Source organism: Nocardia seriolae NBRC 15557 (assembly GCF_007990715.1).
Lineage (GTDB): Bacteria > Actinomycetota > Actinomycetes > Mycobacteriales > Mycobacteriaceae > Nocardia > Nocardia seriolae.
Genome location: NZ_BJWY01000067.1, coordinates 19445 through 39958, shown reverse-complemented (window position 1 = coordinate 39958; position 20514 = coordinate 19445). Strand labels below are relative to the sequence as shown.

Here is a 20514-nt window from a genome sequence, read left to right as displayed (position 1 = left end):
GGACACTAGCCTGCTGCGATGACCCTTTAGACGTTGAAGCGGAATTCGACGACGTCGCCGTCGACCATGACGTAGTCTTTGCCTTCCATGCGGACCTTGCCGGCGGACTTGGCGGCGGCCATGGAACCGGCCTCGAGGAGGTCCTTGAAGGCGACGATTTCGGCCTTGATGAAGCCGCGTTCGAAGTCGGTGTGGATGACGCCGGCCGCCTTGGGGGCGGTGTCGCCCTGGTGGATGGTCCAGGCGCGGGCTTCCTTCGGGCCGGCGGTGAGGTAGGTCTGCAGGCCCAGGGTGTGGAAGCCGGCGCGGGCCAGGGCGTGCAGGCCCGGCTCGGTCTGGCCGATGGATTCCAGCAGTTCGAGGGCGGATTCCTCGTCGAGTTCGAGGAGTTCGGCTTCGACCTTGGCGTCGAGGAAGACGGCGTCGGCGGGGGCGACGGCGGCCTTCAGCTCTTCCTTCTTGGCCTCGTCGGTGAGGATCGCCTCGTCGGCGTTGAAGACGTAGAGGAACGGCTTGATGGTGAGCAGCGAGAGTTCCTTGAGCAGCTCGGTGTCCACCTGGGCGCGGGCGGCGAAGAGGGTCTTGCCGCTGTTGAGGATCTCCTGCGCCTGCTTGGCGGCGTCGGCCACCGGCTTGCGGTCCTTCTTGACCTTGGCTTCCTTGTCCAGCCGGACGACGGCCTTCTCCAGGGTCTGCAGGTCGGCCAGGATGAGCTCGGTCTCGATCACCTCGATGTCGGACAGCGGGTCGACCTTGCCGTCCACGTGGATCACGTCGTCGTCGGCGAAGACGCGCACCACCTGGCAGATGGCGTCGGCCTCACGGATATTGGCGAGGAACTTGTTGCCCAGGCCCGCACCCTCGGACGCGCCCTTCACAATGCCCGCGATATCCACGAACGACACCACGGCCGGAACCAGGCGCTCGGACCCGAAGATATCGGCCAGCTGCTGCAACCTCGGGTCCGGCAGCGGCACCACGCCGACATTCGGCTCGATGGTGGCGAACGGGTAGTTCGCGGCCAGCACGTCATTGCGCGTCAAGGCGTTGAACAGCGTCGACTTTCCGACGTTGGGCAGGCCGACGATTCCGAGGGTGAGACTCACGAGAGAGGGAGTCTACCCGGACCGACGACCCGCTCCATCACCGCAGGTCCGGGGATCAGACCCGCGGGGTGCGGCCGAGGTAGGCGAGCAACTCGGCGACGACCGGGGTATCGGTCTCGGGAACGTCGGTGACGACCGGCGCGAAGACGCCATAGTTGCGCAGCGGCTCGATCAGCCCGGTGGCGGCGGTCAGCAGGTGCCCGGCCAGTTCATCGGTGAGCGGCGAGGGCTGGCCGGTGCCGACGGCGATGTCCCAGGCGTGCACGGCAGCGTCGAGGGCGCACATGACTCCGGCGACCGGGGTGGGGAGTTCGCCGTGCGGCAGCGGGGTGGGCACAGTCTCGGTGTCGTCGGAGACGGTGGCCCAGGCGGTGGCGGTGGGTTCGATTGCGGCGGAAACCAATTCGGCCGCCTTGCCCTCGATGCTGCCCGACGGCTCGAACGGGTTGTACGCCGGGCCATCCCCGATCCCGAGAAACTTGGCGCAGGCCAGCTGATCGCCCGCCGCGTGCTGGATCACCTGCGTCACAGTCCATTCCGAGCACGGGGTGACGTTGTCCCACTGGTCGTCGCCGACACCGGCGACCACCTCGATGAGCGCCCGGTGCGAGGCGGCGAGCACATCGCGCCAGACCGGGGCGAGGGCGACGGCGGGAGTGGTCTCGGTCTGCGGGTTGCTGCTCATTGTTCTTGCCTCTCAGGTCGTTTCGATCCGTTGAGATAAAGGTATGACCCGATTAGGCTGGATATCATTCCTAATGATCCGGCCGATCCACGAGGTGAAATGTGACCTCCACCACAACCCGCCTCCTGCGCCTGCTGTCCCTCCTCCAGGACCGCACCCACACCGGCCGTGACCTGGCCGAACGCCTCGCGATCACCGACCGCACCCTCCGCCAGGACATCGCCCGCCTGCGCGAACTCGGCTATCCGGTGCACGCCGACCGCGGCCCGATCGGCGGCTACCGCCTCGGTCAGGGCGCGACCATGCCCCCGCTCCTCCTGGACGACGACGAGGCCGTCGCCGTAGCGGTCGCCATGAACATCGCCGCCGACGGCAGCACCGGAATCGCCGACATCCAAGCCAATCTCGAACGCGCCCAATCGCAATTGGACCGCATCCTCCCGAAACGCCTGCAACGCAAGGTCACCGCCCTCCGCTCGGTCACCGACATCGGCCCCGCCATCACCGGCTCCCGAGAACCCGACGCCCCCGTCCCCGCCGAAACCCTCGCCACCCTGGCCACCGCCATCCGAGCCACGACCACCGTCCGAGCCGACTCCACCGACCTCGAGCCCTACCGCCTGATCAGCTGGCAACGCCGCTGGTACCTGGTCGCCTACTCGCTCCAACCCCACACCTGGCAAGCACTTCCCGTAGCCTCCCTGACCGAAATCCACCCGGGCGACCGCCATTTCGCACCCCGCCCCCTCCCCGATGCCGACCTGGTCGCCTTCGTCCTCCGCGAAATCGCCTCCACCGGTTGGCAAGTCCACGCCCGAGTAACAATCCTCGCCCCCGCCGAAACCGTCATAGCCCGAATCAACCCCACGGTCGGCGTCGTCGAACCCCTCGACGACTCCACCTGCCTCCTCCTGACCGGCGCCGACCGCCTCGAAACCATCGCCATCTACCTGAGCATGCTCATGATGGACTTCCGCGTCACAGACCCACCCGAACTGGTAGCCCACATCCGCGCCCTCGCCCACCGCTACACGGCCGCAACGGAAACCAACTCGGCCTGACATCCGTCCCCGCCGAACCAACGCGAGTTCGCCGGGACCAGAGCAAGTCGTGACCTCCGACACATAGATTTGCTGAAAGATTGCTATCTCTTGACCGGATCTGCTGTGGTGAAGGGGGCATACGATCGAAAGTTCGATATCTGGGGGTGGATTCGCGGTGTTGATGGCACGCAGCTGTCGATCGTGCCCGAGTACGCGCTGCTGCATTGGCGGATGGCCCAACGCTATTCGTGGCAGCCGATGGGTGAAGGGGAGATGGCCCACTCCACTCGGAGAACACCAATGACCAAGGCTCGAATCGCTGCCATGATGCTGTCGGCCTCGGCGCTCGCCGTCGCGGCGGCCTGCTCGTCCGGCACCGACACGACCGAGCACGCGGCCCCATCGTCAGCGGCGCCGGCCACGGTCTTCGCGACTCCCGGCTTCCCGACTCCGGTGACCCGCACCGCGCAGGCCGTGCCCGGCGACCGCCTCCTCACCCAGGCGGACCTGCTCTACAAGACTTACGGCGAGGCGGTGGTCACGCTCGATTCCGGTGCCTGGCAGCCCACCGTGCTGCCGGTCAAGGCAATGGTCGGTCCGGAATCAGCGGCGAAACACGTCAACGATTCCGGCGACCAGCTCAGCCCCTGGATCGTCACCGGTGTGTGCTTCACCAGCGACTATCGTGTCGGCCTGGAAATCACCCCTCGCGAGGACATCCCGGGCTTCGACCCCGCCGCTCCACCCACACAGGGCAATACCGATTCCGCAGGCCCCGGAGGGCGATGCACCAACGGATTCCTGAACCTGAACCTCACCACGGATCCGCGCCGTTAGGCGGACCTGCGGATCTCAACCGGTGCGGAGTTGCAGGCCGGGGTTCTCGGCCATTATGTCGGCGACGGATTGGGCGATCATTGTGAACTGGGGGTGGGCACGGAGGATGGTGTCGGCGAGTGGGGAGATTTGCTCGAAGGCGGGGCGGCCGTCGCCGGCCAGGAGTCGTTTGGCGAGGTCGGCGAGGGGTTGGGGCAGGGTGATGGATGGGGTGGGATCGGGCTTGTCGGTGGGGAATTGGGTTGGGTCGCCGGTGTAGCCGCCGCGGCTGACGATGCCCATCGCGAGGGTTCCCGAGACCAGCGCGCCGCCGCTGTCGCCGGGGAGGGACAGGGCGGTGTGGGTGAAGCGGATGGGTGGGCGTTGTGGGTCGGGCTGGTCGACTGCGAGGATGACGCCGCAGGTGAATCCGGTGGTCGCGCCGGATTTGCACACCGGTTCCCCGATGACCGGCGACCCCACCCCGGTGATCGGCATCGCGCCGGTCGCGGTGCGAACCAGGTTGCCGTGGAAGGAATCTCGCGCGGGATCCAGGATCCGCACGATGCCGTAGTCTCGCACCCCGTCCATCACCGATTGCTCGAACACCCCGTTCTGCGCGCCGCGCTTGGGCCCCGCCGTGACTTCGAAGGTCCGACCCGGCTCTGTCGGCCGATCCGCGACCGTGGCGGGGTCGCAGTGCCCGGCGGTCACCATCGCCGGATTCCCTTCGGCATCAATGGCTTCGAACGCCCACGAGCAGGCGGATCCCGCCTCGTTGACGAAGCGGTCGCCTCCGAGGACCTGCGGTGGAGGCGAATCCGCAACGGGGACATCAGCTATCGCCCCGGCGCCATCGCCATCCCGCCGGACGGCCATTCCGGCCCGGCCCTGCCCGTCGAGCCAAACCCCGATCAGCGCACCGGGAGAACGTTTCCGAACCTCGCCGGCGATCGTCGACAACCGCTGTGCCGACTCCACCCGCCGCAGGTACTCCCCGACGTCCATGCGCAGATCCCGCTCGACAGCCGCGATCAGCGCGGCCGGTAGACCACCCCCGGATCCCGCATTCCCCACCGTCCACCTGGGCACCGGTACCGCCGATATCAAGGCGACGAGTGCCACGACGACAAGCCCCGATCGCCCGACCCACCCACGCAGGTAGTTGGCCATACAAACCAATCTAACGATCGCCGACCCCGGTGAGAGCGATCCCGCGAACAATGGCGCGCGTCGAGTGGCATGTGGGTTGGGGGCTGGTTACCTTCGGCTCTGGGGTGGGTGGGAGTCGAGGGTGATGATCGGTGCATGATGGCAGGTTCCAGCGTCGGCTTCACGAGTATCGGGGGTGTGAGGAACGGGCTCGATCGAGCCGGTGCGGCGGATCTGACGGTGCTGGCCGCGGATCGGGGGGCGGTGCCGATGAATATCGGGGCGGTGCTGGTATTCGACGGGTCGGGGCCGACTTCGGAGGAAGTCCGAGTGCTGTTGGGTGAGCGGGTGCCGCGGATTCCGCGGCTGCGACAGACGTTGCGCCGCAACCTATTCGGCTGTGGGCGGCCGATCTGGGTGGACGATCCGACGTTCTCGGTGGAACGGCATCTGACGCCGGTGCGGTGGCCGGAACCGGGCACCCGCGACGCGCTGTTCGACCTCGCGGCCGAGCTGCTGTGCCGGCCGTTCGACCGCGATCGCCCACTGTGGCAGGCATATTCGGTGACCGGCGACGGTCGTGCCGCGCTCGTTGTCGTCATGCATCACGTGCTCGCGGACGGCCTCGGCGGACTGGCCGTGCTCGGCGCGCTGGCCGACGAATCCACCGGCGCGGTCGTCGCGCCGTTCCCGCTCCCGCCGCCCGGCGTCCGGCAACTCGCGATCGACGCGACACTGGCGAAACTGCATGCGATCGGCGCACTTCCGGCCGGGCTCCGGCGGGGTCGCGCGGGCCTGCGGGAATTGACCTCCGGCACACGCTCGATCCGGTCGGCCGAGCCGATCTCCCTGGTCCGGCCCACCGGTCGCCGCCGTCGTCCGACCTCGACCGCCGCGCCGCTGGACGAGGTCGCCGCCATCGGTCACCGCTTCGGCGGCACCGTCAACGATGTCGTGCTCGCCGCCATCAGCGGCGCCCTGTTCGAAATCCTGGACGCCCGCGGGGAGCGGCCACGGCACCTGGTGGTGTCGATTCCGGTCTCCGGACGCCGCACCGCGACCGCGAGCGATCTCGGCAATGACACCGGGGTGCGGCCCCTGGCCATTCCGGCCATCGCCGACGACGCCGCTCGGCTGACCGCGATCGTCGCCGCGAGCGCCACCGCACGCGCCGCGTCGACCAGGGCGGCGTCGGCCGCACCGTTGGGCTGGGGTTTCCGGCTGCTGCACCGCCTCGGCTTGTTCCAGCCGTTCATCGATCACCAGCGGTTGGTGCACACCTTCGAAACGAACCTGCGCGGCCCCACCACGGCCGTGCACCTGGCAGGGCACCGGATCGGCACGCTCCTGCCACTGGTGGCGACGCCGGGAAATGTCGGGGTCACCTTTGCCGTGCTGTCCTACGTGGGCGCACTCACGGTCACCACCATCGCCGACCCCGACATCCTCCCGGAACAAGAAGCCCTCACCCGCGCACTGCACGAAACCTTCACTCGCCTGGCGCATGCGAGCCCGCACCGGGGCGAGTCCGGTTGCCGCGAAGGATCTTCCAGTACCGCGTCGACCAGGTCGATTCCGCTGTAGCGGTCGAATATCGAGCTGTCATCCTCGCCGCCGGGGAGTCATGTTTCGCCGATGGCCGCGAGGATGCGGGTCGGATCGGCGAAGTACACCTCGCTGCTGATCAGCAGATCGCCTGCGGTGGTGAACATCTCGACCGTCGGCATGACGACGGTCCGTCCCGTTGTGCGCCTGGTGAACTCGACGAGGCAGGTCAAGACCGCGTCGGATCCCTCGGTAATGACTCGCACGCGGGTGAATGCGATGTCGAACAGTCCTCCCATCCGCGTCAGCAGCCCGATATAGGCGTCGATGCCGGAATGCGTTCCGCCCCAGGGCAGGCAGGCGGGTTCGGTGATGGTGAATTTCGGGTGCAGGATGTCGGGCAGAGCGAGCCAATCGGCTCGGCCGGCGCCGGCCAGCAGCTGTCGGACCAGGGTGTCCGGCCGCCGGTCAGCGCCGTCGCCGTGGGTGGCGGGCATGGTTCAGGCCGCCAGCATGGTTTCGAGCTGGATGGGATCACCGAGGTAGACCTTGCCCGCACCGGTCGAGGCGTCGTCGGGCCAGATGACTTCCTGGCCAGCCTCGACGCCCGCGAGGATGCGCGCGGCGACCTCGGCCGGATCGGCCTTGTCGGCTTCGACGCCGGCGAGCATGTCGGTGTCGATGCCGCCCGGGTAGGCGCCGATCACCTCGATGTGGTCGTCACGCACCGCGGCCCGCAGGGCCTGGGTCATGGAATGCGCGGCAGCCTTGGACGCGCTGTACCCGGCCATCGGCGCCACCGGAGCCAGCGCGATGAGGGTGAGCACGTTGACCACGGCCGCGCCGCGTTCCCCGGCCGCACGCAGCGACGGCAGGAAGGCCCGCGTAACCCGCAGCGCGCCAAGGTAATTGGTGGACAGATCACGCTCGAACAGCGCGAGATCACCGGTCAGCACGTCACCGAAGCCCAGCACCCCGGCATTGTTGATCAGCAGGTCGACGCCCGCCGCCGCACCGGCCGCGGCGGCGACACTCGCGGGGTCGGTGACATCGAGGGTCAGCACGCGCACGCGGGGATCGCGGCGGACCTGCTCGGCGATGGTCTGGGGGTTTCGGGCGGCGACGTAGACGGTCGCGGCGTCGCGCCGCAGCAGCTCGGCCACCAGCCGGGCGCCGAGACCGCGGTTCGCACCGGTGACCAGGGCGGTAGATCCGGAAATACGCACGGGGTTCTCCTTGACGTTGGAGGATCGGATAGGAATAGCTAACCGCTCTCCGATGAGAAAAACGATGCCTGAAATACTCAGATAGTTGGCCGATGCTCTCACCGATTAAGCTGAACCGCATGGATCCGCTAGCAGACGTGCTCGCCGTGACCGGTGCGCGCGGCACGGTGGCCGCCACCGTGCACGCCGGTGCGCACTGGGGTCTGGATATCGCCGATGTGCCCGGTGCGGCCTTTCATGCCGTCAACACCGGAACCGCGTGGCTGATGCTGGAAGGGCAGCGGCCCCGCCAGCTCGTCCCCGGCGACGTCGTGCTGTTGCCGACCGGCACCCGCCACCGACTGGCCAGCAGCCCGGACCAGCCGTGCCGCCCCTTCGACCACGCCGCCGCCCGCGCGGCACTCGCCAACGGCGGCATCCTGCACGCAGGCGACGAACCCCTCCGAACCCGGATCCTCTGTGCCTCTTACCATCTCGATCCGGCCGCCAGTGTCCCCCTGCTCGCACTGCTCCCCGACACGATCCAGCCCCTGCCCGATCCGACCGGCGCCCTGGGCGATCTGGTGCGCCTGCTCGGCCACGAGATCCAGCAGCCCAGGCCCGCCGCCTCCACCGCACTCAACCGGCTGCTCGACCTGATCCTCATCCACCTCCTGCGGGCCTGGCTGACCACCGCCGACCCGCACGAAACGCCGCCGTCATGGCTCACGGCCCTGCGCGACCCCACCATGGTCGATGCCCTCTCCGCCCTGCACGCCGACCCCGCCCACGCCTGGACGGTGGAGCAATTGGCCACTCGCATAGCGGTTTCCCGCGCCACCCTCGCCCGCCGCTTCACCACCCTGGTCGGCGACACCCCGAACAATTACCTGATCAAGTGGCGCATGGAGTTGGCCGCCCACCGCCTGCGCACCACCACCGACCCGATCGCCCCCATCGCCCACTCCGTCGGCTACACCAGCGAACACGCCTTCTCCCGCGCCTTCACCCGAATCCACGGCCACTCCCCCGGCCGGTATCGAACCATCGCGCGGTCATCGACCCCCTAGGCCGGACAGGGAGATCCCGCGGATGAAGGCTCGCTGGGCGATCGCGTAGATGAGGAGCAGTGGAAGCAGGATTACCGTGGCGGCGGCCATCAGCAGAGGCCAGTTGGTGGAATATTGGCCCTGGAGGCGGACCAGACCCAAAGTGGCGGTGGCGTATTCGTTGCGTTGGATCATGATCAGGGGCCAGAGGAAGTCGTTCCAGACGGTGATCCAGGTGAGGACCGCCAGCACCATGACCGCGGGTTTGGTGTGCGGCAGCAGGACTCGCCAGTAGACCTGCCAGGGTGTGCAACCGTCGAGGATGGCCGCTTCCTCCAATTCGATTGGGAGGGTTTGGAAGAACTGGCGCATGAGGTAGGTGCCGAAGGCGCTGCCGAAGAGGCCGGGGACGATCATGGCCCACGGGGTGTCCATCCAGCCGAACCAGCGCATGAGCAGGAACTGCGGGATGACGGTGACCGTGAGCGGGACCATCAAGGTGGCCAGATAGCCGAGGAACAGCGCCTCGCGGCCGGGGAAGCGCAGGCGGGCGAAGGCATAACCCGCCAGGGAGCAGAAGAAGACCTGACCGGCGGTGACGCAGGCGGCGTAGAGGACGGTGTTGGCGAGCATGCGGCCCAGCGGGATGGCGTCGAAAGCCTCGCGGTAGTTGGACCATCGGGGGTGGGCGGGCAGCGGCGCCGCGTCCAGCAGTTCGCCGTCGGACTTCAGCGAGGCGGAGACCGACCACAGGATCGGGAGCAGCGCGCACCAGGCCACCAGGATCAACGCCAGGTACGTCAGCAGCCCGGCGGTCAGGCGAGTTCTCACAGTTCCGACTCCGCTCGCCGCGCCAGCCACTGCTGAATCACCGTGAACACCAGCAGGATTGCGAAGATCACCCAGGCCAGGGCGGAGGCGTAGCCGACCTCGTAGAAGCGGAAGGCGTTCTGGAACAGCATGATTCCCAGCACGTAGGTGCCGGTTTCGGGGCCGCCGTTGCTACCGGTCAGGGCGTACGCCTGGTCGAAGGCCTGAACCGTGTTGATGATCGTGATGACCAGGACGAAGGAGAGCGCGCCGCGGATCAGCGGCACGGTGATCGAGCGGAAGCGACGGAAGGCCCCGGCACCGTCGATTTTCGCTGCCGCGTACAGGTTTTCGGGCACACCCTGCATGGCGGCCAGCAGGATGACGGTGTCAAAGGGTACGGATTTCCAGACCGTCACCAGGCTGAGCGAGACCATGGCCCACCGCGGGTCGGTCAGCCAGGGCACCGGGCCGAGGCCGATCCAGCCGAGCAGGATATTGGCCAGGCCGTCGTCGCTGGCGAGGATGAAGCGGAAGACGACCGCCATGGCCACGGTCGAGGCCACCAGCGGGAGGAACGCCAGCGTGCGGAAGACCCCGATGCCACGCAGTTTTCGATTCAGGAGCGCGGCCACCGCCAGGCTGATCGCCACGGTCGGCACCAGCGTCAGCACCGTGAAGACCGCCGTGTTCCGCAGGGCGATATAGAACAGCGGGTCGTCGGAGAACAGCCGCCGGTAGTTCTGGATCCCGATGAATCCGGGCGGGCTGAACAGGTCCCACGAGTGGAAGCTCAGGTACAGCGAAAATCCCAGCGGGAAAAGCAGAAACACCAGGATGGCCGCCAGATTCGGGGCCACGAACAGCCTTCCGGCCCGGGCCCGCCGCCGGTCGAGCGCCGATCCCCTCATACCGCCGCCCGCAGCAATTCGTCGATATCGGAGGTGGTCCGCCCGCCCAGCGATACGGCCGTGGCCGCGCCCCGCAGCACCCGATTGCATCCGCGTTCCAGCAGCGCTTCCACCTTGCCCCACAACGGCGTCACCGCCAGTGGCCGGGAATGCTCCGGCCCCTCGGTGAACACCTCGAGATTGCGCAATCCGGGATGCGCCGCCGCGAAGCCCGGCGAACCCATGGCCGAGCGCAGCACCGGCACGAACAGCCCCGACTCCGCGATGATGGCCTGCCCCTCCGGCCCGGTCGCGAATTTCACGAATTCCCAGGCTTGTTCGCGTCGCGGACTCGCGGCGGCAATGGCCAGCCCGGTGCTGCCGATATCGGTGATCGACCCGGGCCCGCCCTGCGGCCCCACCGGCAGCACCGTCACATCGACATCGAGGTCGTCGCGCCCGGCGAACTCGGAATACAGCCAGTGCCCGCCCATCAGCATGGCGGCCCGACCGCTGCGGAACAGGTCCTGAGCCGAAACCGATTGCCGGTCACCGACGCCGGGGGCGACGCGATGCCGCACGGCGAGGTCGGCATAGAACTGGAGCCCGGCCGCGAAGCGCGGATCGCCGAGATTGGTGCGGGTGGGTCGCACCGGCGGGCTGAACCATTCGCAGCCGTTGTTCATGCCGAAGCAGGCCGCCGAGAAATACGGCACCCAGGCGTCGACGAAACCCCATTGGCGGGTGCGGCCGTCGGCGTCGCGATGGGTCAGGGCCTGGGCGGCCGCGAGGAATTCGGCGAATGTCCATGCCTGCGACCAGCGCGCGGGCGGCCGAATCCCGGCGTCGGCGAACAGTTTCCGGTTGTAGTAGAGGAACACCCCCGACCACTGCTCCGGCAGCGCGTACTGCCCGCCGTCCCAGACGAAGGTGTCGCGCAAGGTGGCGTACCCGTCCGCGCGCAGGGCAGCGGCGTAATCCGGCTCGCGGTCCAGGAATTCGCGCAGGTCGACCAGCACGCCCCGATCCGCGAGCCCGGCGTAGAGCAGTTCCCACGCCATCAACACGTCCGGGCATTTGCCGCCCGCGCAGTAGGTGAGCATCTGCTGCAACGGATCCGGCCCCGACATGACGGTACGGATCCGGATATCCGGTCGCCGCCGCTGGAATTCGTCGATGATCCGCAGCCGCGCCCGCGCCTCCTCGGGCCGCGCCTGGAAGAAGAAGGTGACCGCGTCGTCGTCCCCGCTCGCACAGCCCGGGACCGCCATCAGCGCCGCGAGTGCGGCGCGGCGCAGCAGGGTACGCCGATCGATCGCACCGTGCCGGACCGCCGATTCGCTCGTCAAAGATATATCTCCGTGAACTAAACGAACTAAAGGACCGTAGTGACCTGGATCTCGAACCAGCATGGCATCATACGGGGAGCAACCTGCGACCTGCGGTCAACACGCGAAATCGCGGGAGCCACGCCGGACCGCACCACCCCCGCCGCGCCCGGCACAGCGTCCCCCGGGCCACCCGTACCCGGCGGTCCGATACGAGGTGAACGGCTGGTCAAAGCCGGTTCACACACGTACCGGTTGGGCTACGTTGAGACCAGTTCAGTGAGAAACCGCAGTACCGCACGGGAGAGTTGTCGCATGGCGACCATCGAGTACCTCCGGACGGACCCCGACCTACCTCCGGTAGGTGTCGTGGACCGGACGCCCATGACGCCCCGCAAGAAGGGCATCTTCGCCGCCATCGCCGTGATCGGCGCGATCGCCTGGGCGATCCTCGCCTTCGCACGCGGCGAGAATGTCAACGCGGTGTGGATCGTGGTCGCCGCCATCTGCACCTATGTGCTCGCGTTCCAGTTCTACGCCCGGCTCATCGAATACAAGATCACCAAGCCGCGCGACGACGTCGCCACTCCGGCCGAGGTCATGGAGAACGGCAAGGACTACATGCCGATGGACCGGCGGGTCCTGTTCGGCCACCACTTCGCGGCCATCGCGGGCGCGGGCCCGCTGGTCGGCCCGGTGCTGGCCGCGCAGATGGGCTACCTGCCCGGCACCATCTGGATCATCGTCGGCGTGGTGCTGGCCGGTGCGGTGCAGGACTACCTGGTGCTGTGGGCCTCGGTGAAGCGGCGCGGGCGCTCGCTGGGCCAGATGGCGCGCGACGAGCTCGGCGTGGTCGGCGGCGTGGCGGCCATCATCGCGGTGCTGGTGATCATGATGATCCTGCTCGCGGTGCTCGGCATCGTCGTGGTGAATGCCCTTGCGGCAACCAAGAACCCGGTCACCGGCGCGCTCGAGGGCGGCAGCCCGTGGGGTGTGTTCTCGATTTCGATGACCATCCCGATCGCCCTGTTCATGGGCCTGTACCTGCGATTCATCCGACCGGGCAAGGTCGGCGAGGTGTCGCTGTTCGGTTTCGTGCTGCTGCTGGCGGCGATCCTGCTCGGCAACCCGGTGTCGCAATCCGGTTGGGGCCGTGAGCTGTTCACGTTGTCGGGCACCACCATCGCCTGGCTGCTGATCGGCTACGGCTTCATCGCCTCGGTGCTGCCGGTGTGGCTGCTGCTCGCCCCGCGCGACTACCTGTCGACCTTCATGAAGATCGGCACCATCGGCCTGCTGGCGCTGGGCGTGCTGGTCACCATGCCGGTGCTGAAGGCCCCCGCGGTCTCGCAGTTCGCGAGCAACTCCAACGGCCCGTCCTTCGCGGGCCGCCTGTTCCCGTTCCTGTTCATCACCATCGCGTGCGGCGCGCTGTCCGGATTCCATTCGCTGGTGTCCTCGGGCACCACGCCCAAGCTGCTGGAGAAGCAGTCGCAGGCGCGCATGATCGGCTACGGCGGCATGCTCATGGAGTCGTTCGTGGCGGTCATGGCGATCATCGCGGCCTCGATCCTGGATCAGCACCTGTACTTCGCCATCAACTCCCCCAACCTGACCTCCGCGCAGGCCGCGGCGGACAGCGTGAACAAGCTGGGGCTGAGCGGCGATCCGGCCACTGCCGACTACCTCAACGGCATCGCGCACGACGTCGGTGAGTCGAAGGTCTACTCCCGCGCCGGTGGCGCGCCGACGCTGGCCATCGGCATGACCGAGATCATGCACAAGTTCATCGGCGGCAACAGCCTCAAGGCGTTCTGGTACCACTTCGCCATCATGTTCGAGGCGCTGTTCATCCTCACCACCATCGACGCGGGCACCCGAGTCGCGCGGTTCATGCTCTCGGACTCGCTGGGCAACCTGGGCGGCGTGGCCAAGAAGTTCCGTGATCCGTCCTGGTGGCCGGGCGTTTTCATCTGCTCCGGCGTGGTCGTGGCGGCCTGGGGTTCGGTGCTGTTGATGGGTGTCACCGACCCGCTGGGCGGCATCAACACGCTGTACCCGCTGTTCGGCATCTCCAACCAGCTGCTGGCGGCCATCGCGCTGACCGTGGTGCTGGTCATCGTGGTCAAGAAGGGCCTGGTCAAATGGGCCTGGATTCCGGCGCTGCCGCTGGTCTGGGACCTGACGGTGACCATGACCGCCTCGTTCCAGAAGATCTTCTCGGGCGACCCGAAGATCGGCTACTGGACGCTGCACTACAACACCATCGACAAGCAGAACACCTACATCGCCATCCGCGACTCGAACGGCCAGCTGCCGCTGCCGAAGGGCGTCAAGGACCTGGCGGCGCTGAACACGCAGATCAGCAATATGGACAAGATCATTCGCAATACCTTCATCCAGGGCACCCTGTCGATCGTGTTCGCGGTGATGGTGCTCATCGTGGCGCTGGTCGGCCTGTGGGTGGTCATCCGGACCCTGCGCAAGGGCGGCGGCGAGACCACCGAATCGCCGGAGGAGCCGTCGAAGCTCTTCGGTCCCAGCGGGTTCATCGCCACCAAGGCGGAGAAGGAGGTCCAGAAGGAATGGGACACCCTGGTGGCCGAGGGCAAGGTTCGCGCGCCCGGCGCGGCCCTGAGTCACTGACCCGATGAATACCCCCGTTGCCCCGCCGACCGCAGACCCCCTGCGGTCGGCGGGGCTCGCCCTCGTCCGGACCTTGAAAGCCATTGCCTGGTGGTTCAACTCGATCCTCGGCGGCAATGACTACCGGCGTTATGTGCAGCATCTGCGGCTCCACCACCCCGGATGCGAGATACCGACCGAGCGGGACTACTGGCGCGATCGGCACGACGCCGCGGCCAAGAATCCCGGGAATCGCTGCTGCTGATCCCCCGTCGGCGGTTTTCGGACTACGGTGATGGCGGATTTCCGCTAGCACGGTCGAGTGGGGACTGACATGGTGGTATCCGTGAGTGCGAACGGATTGGATTTCGAGCGTTGCTACCGCGCCGTGGCGACCCGGGATGCCCGGTTCGACGGGCATTTCGTGACCGCGGTGCGCACCACCGGAATTTATTGCCGCCCTTCTTGTCCGGCGATCACCCCCAAACGAACCAACGTCACCTTCCTGCCCACGGCCGCGGCCGCGCAGCAGAGCGGATTCCGCGCCTGCCGCCGCTGCCTGCCCGATGCCGCCCCCGGATCACCGCTCTGGAACACCCGCGCCGACCTGGCGTCGCGGGCCATGCGATTGATCGGCGACGGCGTCATCGAACGCGGCGGCGTGCCCGCCCTCGCCGACGCGCTGGGCTACTCCCAGCGGCAGTTGACCCGCGTGCTGACCAGCGAACTCGGCGCGGGCCCACTGGCTTTGGCGCGGGCGCACCGCGCGCACACCGCGCGGCTGCTCATCCAGACCACCCGGCTGTCCATGTCCGACATCGCGTTCGCGGCCGGATTCGCCAGCATCCGCCAGTTCAACGACACCGTGCGCGAGGTCTTCGCGGTCAGCCCCACCACCCTGCGCGAGGAATCCCGCCGCCGCAACGGCGACACCCTGCCGGCCACCAATGGCCTGCTCACCCTGCGACTCCCCTACCGCGAACCGCTCGACCAATCCTGGCTGGAATGGTTCCTGGCCGCCCACACCGTCCCCGGCCTGGAACTCTGGGAGAACGGCATCTACACCCGCAGCCTGCGAACCCCCCACGGCCACAACACCATTCGCCTGTCCATCCAGCCCGGCCACGTCCGCGCCTCGCTGTCCCTGCAGGACATGCGCGACCTCGCGCCCACCGTCGCCCGCATCCGCCACTTCCTGGACCTGGACGCCGACCCGGTCGGCATCGACGAGGCGATGACGGCGGCGATGACGGAAAGCCCACTGCACCCGCATATTTCGGGCACGAGCAGCGGCATGCACCTATCCGGCGGCGTCGTGCTGCCCGGCGGCATCAGGGTGCCGGGGTGCCTGGACGGACCGGAACTGTTGCTGCGCACCATGATCGGCCAGCAGATCTCGGTGGCCGCCGCCAATACCCATACCGCGCGGCTGGTACAGGGATTGGGCGAGGCCATCGCGGGACCCATCCCGCACCTGTTCCCCACCCCGGAGACGATCGCCGAGCACGGCTCCGAGGTGCTGACCGGGCCCGGACGGCGGGTGGACGCCATCGTCGGCGCGGCCAAGGCGCTCGCCACCGGGGACCTGGTGCTGCACTCCGGCCGCACGGCGAGCGACCTGCGCCGGGATCTGCTGGCCCTGGACGGGGTCGGACCCTGGACCGCGGACTACGTCACGATGCGCCTGCTCGCCGACCCGGACGTACTCCTGCACTCCGACCTGGTGGTGCGCCGCGGCGCGGGACTGCTCGGCCTCGAGCTCACCGACACCGCCCGCTTCGCCCCGTGGCGCTCCTACCTCACCATGCACCTGTGGAAGCACGCCCTGGCCCACCCGGCCGAGAGCAATACCAAAGCAATCGCGCCGAACATCAAGACTCCCACCGGCAACCGGAGGACAATCCGATGACCTCTGAAAACCTCACCAAGACAGCGGATTTCGCCATCACCGGCACCCCTGCGGGCCCCTTCACCGCCATTGTCGACGCCGACGGCGCGGTGCTGGCCTCCGGCGGGATCGCCGACCCACAGGCCCTGCGCGCCCTCATCCACCCCACCATCCGGCCCGGTGACCTGCGCGAACGGGACGCCCTCGGCCCGGTCTCCCGCGCCATCACCGCCTACCACGAGGGCGATCTCACCGCCATCGACGCCATCACCGTCCGCCAGCTCTCGGGCCCCTTCCTCACCCACGCCTGGGAGATCCTGCGCAAGGTCCCGGCCGGTACTCCCATCACCTACACCGAATTCGCCACCGTCTCCGGCCGCCCCGCCGCCACCCGCGCCGCCGCCAATGCCTGCGCCCGCAATGCCGCCGCCCTGTTCGTCCCCTGCCACCGGGTCCTCCGCACCGACGGCACCCTCGGCGGCTTCCGCTACGGCCTGCCGATCAAACGCTGGCTCCTCGACCACGAAACCGCCTGACCGCGAATCGCTACCCGACCGGGCCGCCAACGACCGCCCCGGCGGCTCCGGGCCGCCTCGGCGCTCGGGAGGCGTCGGTGCCCCGGCGTACCCTCGCAGCCATGTGCCGCAACATCCACACCCTGCACAATTTCGAGCCGCCGGCCACCCCCGACGAGGTGCAAGCGGCCGCCCTGCAATACGTCCGCAAGATCAGCGGAACCACCAAACCCTCCCACGCCAACCAGGAAGCCTTCGACCTCGCCGTACAGGAGATCACCGCCGCGACCACCCGCCTGCTGGCAGGTCTGACCACCACCGCCCCGCCCAAGGACCGCGAAGTCGAGGCCGCCAAGGCCAAGGCCCGTGCCCAGCTCCGCTTCACACCCCGCTGACCGGGGCCGCCGCGGCGCCCGTCAGGCGGCGCGAAATTCTATGCGCCGAGCGAGGTTTCGAGGCGGGAACCGGTGCGGCCGCGGATGACGTGCAGGCGGCTGGGTATGCGCTGGCGCATTTCGTCCACGTGGCTGACCACGCCCACGACGCGGCCGCCGGAGCGGAGTTCGTCCAGGACGCCCATGACGGCGTCGAGGGTGTCGGCGTCGAGGCTGCCGAAGCCCTCGTCGATGAACAGGGTGTCCATCACCAGGCCGCCGGATTCGGCCGCGACCACGTCGGCCAGGCCGAGGGCCAGGGCCAGGGAGGCCATGAAAGTCTCGCCGCCGGAGAGGGTCTTGGCGGGGCGGATCGCGCCGGTGTAGTCGTCACGGATGTCCAGGCCCAGGCCACCGCGGCGGCCGCGTGGGCCCGCGGCATCGGTGTGCACGAATTCGTAACGGCCGCCGGACATGCGGCGCAGTCGCACCGAACCGGCCAGTGCCACTTCTTCCAGGCGGGCGGCCAGCACATACGAGCGCAGGGACATGCGGCGATTGTTCTCACCGCGGCCCGCGACCACCTCCGCGAGACGGGCGAGTTCATCGTGGGCGCGCTGCAGCGGAGCGATCCGGTCGACGGCCGCCCACAACTGGGAGCACAGACTCTCGAGATCCTCCACCCGCCGGGTTGCCTCGGCCTGGGCGGCGACGGCCCGGTTCAACTCCGAATCGGACTGTGCCACAGCATTTTCCAAATCGCCCGGGTCACCCGGTTCGGCTTCACCTGCCGCCCGGATCTCCGGCTCCGCCAGCACCGCCTCGGCGTGGGCGCGCATCCGATCGGCGGAAACCAGCTCGTCCTCGATGGCCGACTGCTGGGCCGCCGTACGCGAGGCGGTATCGACCGCGCGAGCGTATTCACCGAGCACGCCGTAATCGGGTCCCGACTCCCCCATCACCGGCGGCGCGGAATCCACCAGACCCGCTTCGTACGAAAGCTTTTCGACCCGCACCGCGGCCCCCGCGACCTGCTCGCGAGCCGCGGCCGCCTCGACCCGGGCGGTGCGCACCACGCCCGCCTCCTCGACCAGCGCCGCCAGCCGCGCCCGCCGGCGCTCGACGGTGCCGTCCGCACCGGCCGCGACCCGCAACCGTTCGGTGAGTTCGGCCAGCCGCCGATCCGTGGCGACGATCCGCTCCAGGGTCGCGCTGCCCCGGCTCTCGGACTCCCGCGCCTCGTCCTGCAGGCGGGTCTGATCCGCTCGGAGAGTTCGCAATTCGGCGGTGAGCCCGTCGACCAGCCCGGCCGACCGCTTGGCCTCGTTGTACTTGCGGGTCGAATCGTCCAGTGCGACAGCCAATTCCGCCTTGTCGACATCACCACCGCGCTCGACCAGCACCTCGACGGCCCGTTCCAGCTCGGCCAGCAGCTGCCCGGCCCGCTCCCGCTGCCCCTCGGCCTTGCGTTCGGCGGCCAGCGCCCGGTCCTCGTCCTCCTTGGCGACCGCATGATCGGTCGGTTGCGCCGGATCCGGATGCGCGAGCGACCCGCACACCGCGCAGGGCTCGCCGTCGACCAGTCCGCCCGCCAATTCCGCTGCCATCCCGGCCATCCGCTGTTCCCGCAGCGTCTGCGTCCGCCGCCACGCCTCCGCGTGCGCCGCGCGCGCCCGCTCGAACCCGTCCCCGGCCCGCGCCAGCTCACCGCGCCGCGATTCCAGCTCCACCGCGGCGGCCGCGGACGTCCGCAGCCGCTGGCACTCCGCCTCGAGTCCCGGCAATGCCGCCGCCGCATCCGCGGCCCCGCGCAACCGAACCTCCACCCCCGCAATGACTTCCGGCAACTCCCCCAACCGTTTGGCCAACCCGCCCGCCTTCGCGTCCAGATCGGCCTGCTCGGCCCGCAACCCGGCCAGCTCCCGCGTCAGCCGATTGGCCGACTCCGCATCGGCCCGCACCTCATCCAGCGCCCCCACCTGCGCGCTCCAGCTGCGCACCGCGGATTCGAGCCCCCCGGCCCGATCGAGGGCCGGGCCCGGTACGACCTCCGCACCGTCGACCGCTTCCCCGCCGCGCCACGAACTGCCTTCCGCAGCACGCATTCCGCCCTCCGCAGCGCCCAGCGCGGACGACGCGGCACCGCCCACCCCTGTCGCGCCGACCGGACCGGCCGGATGGTCCGGCCCTGCGGAGTCTTCGAGCTCCGCGCCGTGGTTCGACTCGGCCGCGGTACCGCGATCGGCGGGGGCCGACCGGTCGAATCCGCCCGGGTGGACCGCGGTCGAGGCACGGTCGGGCCGGGCGTCGACGGCCGGAATATCGTCGAGGTCCGCGGCGAGGTCGGTGCCGACCAGTTCGACTTCGGCCAGTTCCTTTGCCGCCCAGACGGTTCCGGGGAGTTCGGCGGTGGCGGGTTCGAGGAGGTGGTCGGCGAGTCGCTCGGCGGCCCGGGTGACGTCGTCGGTGCGGCGGCGCAGGGTGACGGCGGCGGCGCGGGCCTCGGCGAGGGCGGTGGCCACCGGCTCGGCGCGGCGGGCGCGGTCGAGTTCGGTTTGGCGGGCGGCGCGGTGGTCGGCGGTGGCGGCGTGGTCGGCGAGTTGGGTGCGCGCGGCGGTGCGACGGCGGTGCAGGTCGTGGCGGAGGCGCTCGGCTTCGGCGGCGGCGCGGATTCGGGTCGAATCCTTTTGGCGGCGGTCGAGTTCGGCGGTGGTGTCGGTGGCGCGGGTGCGGGCCGCGGCCAGCAGGGACTGCGACCAGCCGACCGATTCGAGCAGGCCGGCGGTTTCGGTGGCGGGCAGGCCCGCGGCGACGCCGACCTGGGCGATGAGACGGTCGATGCCGTGCTTGCGGGTGTCGAGGTCGGCGGTGGCGGCGCGGCGCTTGTCGGTCAGCCACTGTTCGGCGGTGCCGAAACGTTCGGTGTCGAAGAGCTTTTCGAGGAGTTTTTCGCGATCCTCGTTGTCGGAGCGCAGGAATCGCGCGAAGTCGCCCTGGGGCAGCAGCACCACCTGGAAGAACTGATCGGCGCTCATGCCGAGTAGGCGCAGCACCTCGTCGCCGATATCGGGGATGCGGGACAGGTTCTGGCCTCGCCCGTCCAGCCACTCCAGGGTGGCGGCCGCGTTCTCCTTCACCCAGCCGGACTTGGCGCGCTTGCTGGGCCGCTGGAACTCCGGCGAGCGGATCAGCCGCAACCGCCGGCCACCGACGGTGGCCTCCAGCAGCACCCGCGGCGGCGTCTGCTCGTCGGCATGATCGGAATGCAGCCGCTTGCCCTCCTCGCGCGCGCCGGGCACCTTCCCGTACAGCGCGAACGCGATGGCGTCGAGCACCGTCGTCTTCCCGGCCCCGGTCTGCCCGTGCAGCAGGAACAGCCCATCCGCCCCGAGCTCGTCGAAGTCCACCACGGCCGTCTCAGCGAACGGCCCGAACGCCGTCAGCTCCAACCGATGCAACCGCATCCGGCGCCCCCTTCCCTCA

General features: G+C 69.0%; 18 protein-coding genes. 9 read left to right on the top strand and 9 right to left on the bottom strand.

The window, feature by feature from the left end:
- Positions 1-26 precede the first annotated feature (26 nt).
- Both ychF and NS2_RS20495 read right to left on the bottom strand, forming a co-directional pair.
- Complete coding sequence (gene ychF, locus NS2_RS20500; protein ID WP_033088983.1) at positions 27-1106, bottom strand: redox-regulated ATPase YchF; 1080 nt, start codon at positions 1104-1106, stop codon at positions 27-29.
- 55 nt (positions 1107-1161) lie between these two features.
- On the bottom strand, positions 1162-1791 hold the full coding sequence (locus tag NS2_RS20495) for a TIGR03086 family metal-binding protein (RefSeq protein ID WP_033088982.1): 630 nt from the start codon (positions 1789-1791) through the stop codon (positions 1162-1164).
- 101 nt (positions 1792-1892) lie between these two features.
- Here NS2_RS20495 and NS2_RS20490 point away from each other — a divergent pair, with 101 nt between their 5' ends.
- Together NS2_RS20490 and NS2_RS20485 are read left to right on the top strand one after the other, a co-directional pair.
- Positions 1893-2852: a helix-turn-helix transcriptional regulator gene (locus tag NS2_RS20490; protein WP_033088981.1), complete on the top strand. Its 960-nt coding sequence runs from the start codon at positions 1893-1895 to the stop codon at positions 2850-2852.
- A 282-nt stretch (positions 2853-3134) separates the two neighbouring features.
- Entirely contained in the window at positions 3135-3671 is a 537-nt protein-coding gene (locus NS2_RS20485) for a hypothetical protein (protein ID WP_143161449.1), read from the top strand.
- A 15-nt stretch (positions 3672-3686) separates the two neighbouring features.
- Here NS2_RS20485 and NS2_RS20480 read toward each other — a convergent pair whose 3' ends face one another.
- Positions 3687-4727 (bottom strand): S1 family peptidase, encoded by a 1041-nt coding sequence (locus NS2_RS20480; RefSeq protein WP_052086656.1) that lies wholly within the window; start codon positions 4725-4727, stop codon positions 3687-3689.
- 273 nt (positions 4728-5000) lie between these two features.
- Between NS2_RS20480 and NS2_RS20475 the strand changes: the two genes are divergently transcribed.
- Positions 5001-6386: a wax ester/triacylglycerol synthase domain-containing protein gene (locus NS2_RS20475; RefSeq protein WP_186817607.1), complete on the top strand. Its 1386-nt coding sequence runs from the start codon at positions 5001-5003 to the stop codon at positions 6384-6386.
- A gap of 38 nt (positions 6387-6424) precedes the next feature.
- Here the strand turns inward: NS2_RS20475 and NS2_RS20470 are convergent, their stop codons facing one another.
- Together NS2_RS20470 and NS2_RS20465 are read right to left on the bottom strand one after the other, a co-directional pair.
- A complete protein-coding gene (locus NS2_RS20470; protein ID WP_052086654.1) occupies positions 6425-6844 on the bottom strand; it encodes a nuclear transport factor 2 family protein in 420 nt (139 codons plus the stop codon).
- Between the two features lie 3 nt (positions 6845-6847).
- Positions 6848-7573 (bottom strand): SDR family NAD(P)-dependent oxidoreductase, encoded by a 726-nt coding sequence (locus NS2_RS20465; RefSeq protein ID WP_033088979.1) that lies wholly within the window; start codon positions 7571-7573, stop codon positions 6848-6850.
- 119 nt (positions 7574-7692) lie between these two features.
- Between NS2_RS20465 and NS2_RS20460 the strand changes: the two genes are divergently transcribed.
- Positions 7693-8622 carry an AraC family transcriptional regulator gene (locus NS2_RS20460; RefSeq protein WP_033088978.1) on the top strand — a complete coding sequence of 310 codons (930 nt, stop codon included), beginning with the start codon at positions 7693-7695 and terminating at the stop codon, positions 8620-8622.
- Here the strand turns inward: NS2_RS20460 and NS2_RS20455 are convergent.
- The 3 genes from NS2_RS20455 to NS2_RS20445 are packed head-to-tail and all read right to left on the bottom strand — an operon-like array spanning position 8608 to position 11572.
- Positions 8608-9432 (bottom strand): carbohydrate ABC transporter permease, encoded by an 825-nt coding sequence (locus NS2_RS20455; RefSeq protein ID WP_033088977.1) that lies wholly within the window; start codon positions 9430-9432, stop codon positions 8608-8610. The two genes, NS2_RS20460 and NS2_RS20455, sit on opposite strands and share 15 nt — an antisense overlap.
- A complete protein-coding gene (locus NS2_RS20450) occupies positions 9429-10322 on the bottom strand; it encodes a carbohydrate ABC transporter permease (RefSeq protein WP_033088976.1) in 894 nt (297 codons plus the stop codon). The genes NS2_RS20455 and NS2_RS20450 overlap by 4 nt, the downstream gene beginning before the upstream one ends.
- A complete protein-coding gene (locus NS2_RS20445; protein WP_071344747.1) occupies positions 10319-11572 on the bottom strand; it encodes an ABC transporter substrate-binding protein in 1254 nt (417 codons plus the stop codon). The genes NS2_RS20450 and NS2_RS20445 overlap by 4 nt, the downstream gene beginning before the upstream one ends.
- Before the next feature lie 372 nt (positions 11573-11944).
- On the opposite strand from NS2_RS20445, the gene NS2_RS20440 reads away from it, so the two are divergent.
- The 5 genes from NS2_RS20440 (at position 11945) to NS2_RS20420 (ending at position 17052) form a co-directional block, all read left to right on the top strand.
- Complete coding sequence (locus NS2_RS20440) at positions 11945-14275, top strand: carbon starvation CstA family protein (RefSeq protein ID WP_096490713.1); 2331 nt, start codon at positions 11945-11947, stop codon at positions 14273-14275.
- A 4-nt stretch (positions 14276-14279) separates the two neighbouring features.
- The gene (locus NS2_RS20435; protein ID WP_045438052.1) at positions 14280-14519 is read left to right on the top strand and encodes a YbdD/YjiX family protein; all 240 of its coding nucleotides are present in this window, start codon (positions 14280-14282) and stop codon (positions 14517-14519) included.
- Between the two features lie 81 nt (positions 14520-14600).
- A complete protein-coding gene (locus NS2_RS20430; protein ID WP_373867321.1) occupies positions 14601-16163 on the top strand; it encodes an Ada metal-binding domain-containing protein in 1563 nt (520 codons plus the stop codon).
- Positions 16160-16678 (top strand): methylated-DNA--[protein]-cysteine S-methyltransferase, encoded by a 519-nt coding sequence (locus tag NS2_RS20425; RefSeq protein WP_033088974.1) that lies wholly within the window; start codon positions 16160-16162, stop codon positions 16676-16678. The genes NS2_RS20430 and NS2_RS20425 overlap by 4 nt, the downstream gene beginning before the upstream one ends.
- A 101-nt stretch (positions 16679-16779) precedes the next feature.
- Positions 16780-17052: a DUF2277 domain-containing protein gene (locus NS2_RS20420; protein WP_033088973.1), complete on the top strand. Its 273-nt coding sequence runs from the start codon at positions 16780-16782 to the stop codon at positions 17050-17052.
- A gap of 38 nt (positions 17053-17090) precedes the next feature.
- Here NS2_RS20420 and NS2_RS20415 read toward each other — a convergent pair whose 3' ends face one another.
- Positions 17091-20495 (bottom strand): AAA family ATPase, encoded by a 3405-nt coding sequence (locus NS2_RS20415; RefSeq protein WP_033088972.1) that lies wholly within the window; start codon positions 20493-20495, stop codon positions 17091-17093.
- Between the last annotated feature and the right edge of the window lie 19 nt (positions 20496-20514).

What these genes read in the sequence shown, in the direction of transcription:
- NS2_RS20460 (WP_033088978.1), top strand. Translation starts at nt 7,693, where the DNA reads ATGGATCCGCTAGCAGACGTGCTCGCCGTGACCGGTGCGCGCGGCACG.
- NS2_RS20435 (WP_045438052.1), top strand. Translation starts at nt 14,280, where the DNA reads ATGAATACCCCCGTTGCCCCGCCGACCGCAGACCCCCTGCGGTCGGCG.
- NS2_RS20425 (WP_033088974.1), top strand. Translation starts at nt 16,160, where the DNA reads ATGACCTCTGAAAACCTCACCAAGACAGCGGATTTCGCCATCACCGGC.
- NS2_RS20450 (WP_033088976.1), bottom strand. Translation starts at nt 10,322, where the DNA reads ATGAGGGGATCGGCGCTCGACCGGCGGCGGGCCCGGGCCGGAAGGCTG.
- NS2_RS20495 (WP_033088982.1), bottom strand. Translation starts at nt 1,791, where the DNA reads ATGAGCAGCAACCCGCAGACCGAGACCACTCCCGCCGTCGCCCTCGCC.
- NS2_RS20470 (WP_052086654.1), bottom strand. Translation starts at nt 6,844, where the DNA reads ATGCCCGCCACCCACGGCGACGGCGCTGACCGGCGGCCGGACACCCTG.
- NS2_RS20485 (WP_143161449.1), top strand. Translation starts at nt 3,135, where the DNA reads ATGACCAAGGCTCGAATCGCTGCCATGATGCTGTCGGCCTCGGCGCTC.
- NS2_RS20415 (WP_033088972.1), bottom strand. Translation starts at nt 20,495, where the DNA reads ATGCGGTTGCATCGGTTGGAGCTGACGGCGTTCGGGCCGTTCGCTGAG.
- NS2_RS20445 (WP_071344747.1), bottom strand. Translation starts at nt 11,572, where the DNA reads ATGGCGGTCCCGGGCTGTGCGAGCGGGGACGACGACGCGGTCACCTTC.
- NS2_RS20420 (WP_033088973.1), top strand. Translation starts at nt 16,780, where the DNA reads ATGTGCCGCAACATCCACACCCTGCACAATTTCGAGCCGCCGGCCACC.
- NS2_RS20440 (WP_096490713.1), top strand. Translation starts at nt 11,945, where the DNA reads ATGGCGACCATCGAGTACCTCCGGACGGACCCCGACCTACCTCCGGTA.